Genomic DNA, 1,246 nt, shown 5'->3' with positions numbered 1-1,246 from the left:
ACCGGCGGCCTCGGCGACGACAGCCTGGTCGGCGGCTCGGGCACCGACACGGCCCGCTTCAGCGGCACGCTCGCGGCCTCGACCGTCTACAGCGACGGGACCGGCGGCTTCATCGTCAGCGGCACCGACGGCTTCGACCGCCTGCAGGGCGTTGAACGCCTGGCCTTCTCCGACCAGACCGTGGATGCGGCGACCGCCGCTTCGGCCCTGTGGCTCGAAGGCACGGCCTCGGCCGAGACCCTGACCGGCGATGTCGGCGACGACGTCCTCACGGGCGGCCTCGGCGACGACAGCCTGGTCGGCGGCGCGCGCACCGACACCGCGCGCTTCAGCGGCACCCTGGCAGCCTCGACCGTCTATAGCGACGGCGCCGGCGGCTACATCGTCAGCGGCACCGACGGCTTCGACCGCCTGCAGGGCGTCGAGCGCCTGGCCTTCTCCGACCAGACCGTCACGGCCGCCTCGGCGGCAACCGCGCTCTGGCTGACGGGTACGGCCTCGGCCGAGACCCTGACCGGCGGCACCGGCGACGACGTCCTGACCGGCGGTCTGGGCGACGACAGCCTGGTCGGCGGCGCAGGCACCGACACGGCCCGCTTCAGCGGCACCCTGGCAGCCTCGACGGTCTACAGTGACGGCGCCGGCGGCTACATCGTCAGCGGCACAGACGGCTTCGACCGCCTGCAGGGCGTCGAGCGCCTGGCCTTCTCCGACCAGACGGTGGATGCGGCGACCGCCGCCACCGCTCTGTGGCTCGAAGGCACAGCCTCGGCCGAGACCCTGACCGGCGATGTCGGTGACGACGTCCTCACGGGCGGCCTCGGCGACGACAGCCTGATCGGCGGCGCGGGCAGCGACACCGCGCGGTTCAGCGGCACCCTCGCTGGCTCGACCGTCTATAGCGACGGCGCCGGCGGCTTCATCGTCAGCGGCACGGACGGTTTCGACCGCCTGCAGGGCGTCGAGCGCCTGGCCTTCTCCGACCAGACCGTCACGACGGCTTCGGCGGCGACGGCCCTGTGGCTGCAAGGCACGGCCTCGGCCGAGACCCTGACCGGTGGCACGGGCGACGACGTCCTGACCGGCGGTCTCGGCGATGACACGCTCATCGGCGGAGCCGGTGACGATGTCGCCGTCTTTGCCGGCCTGGCGTCTGGCTACGAGGTCTCGCAGGACGCCGCGAGCGGCGACTACCGCGTCGTGCGCTCGGCCGACGGAACCGTCGCGACCTTGCACGACATCGAAC

1 protein-coding gene is annotated in these 1,246 nt (G+C 73.1%); it reads left to right on the top strand.

All coding sequences use genetic code 11. The features are described from left to right. Nucleotides 1-1,246, top strand: a 1,246-nt coding sequence (locus DBR10_RS18030) for a calcium-binding protein (RefSeq protein ID WP_199225363.1), incomplete at both ends; no start/stop codon positions are given.

This window comes from Caulobacter sp. HMWF025, from assembly GCF_003060965.1.
Taxonomy (GTDB): Bacteria; Pseudomonadota; Alphaproteobacteria; order Caulobacterales; family Caulobacteraceae; genus Caulobacter.
This window is presented reverse-complemented; position numbering and strand designations above follow the sequence as displayed.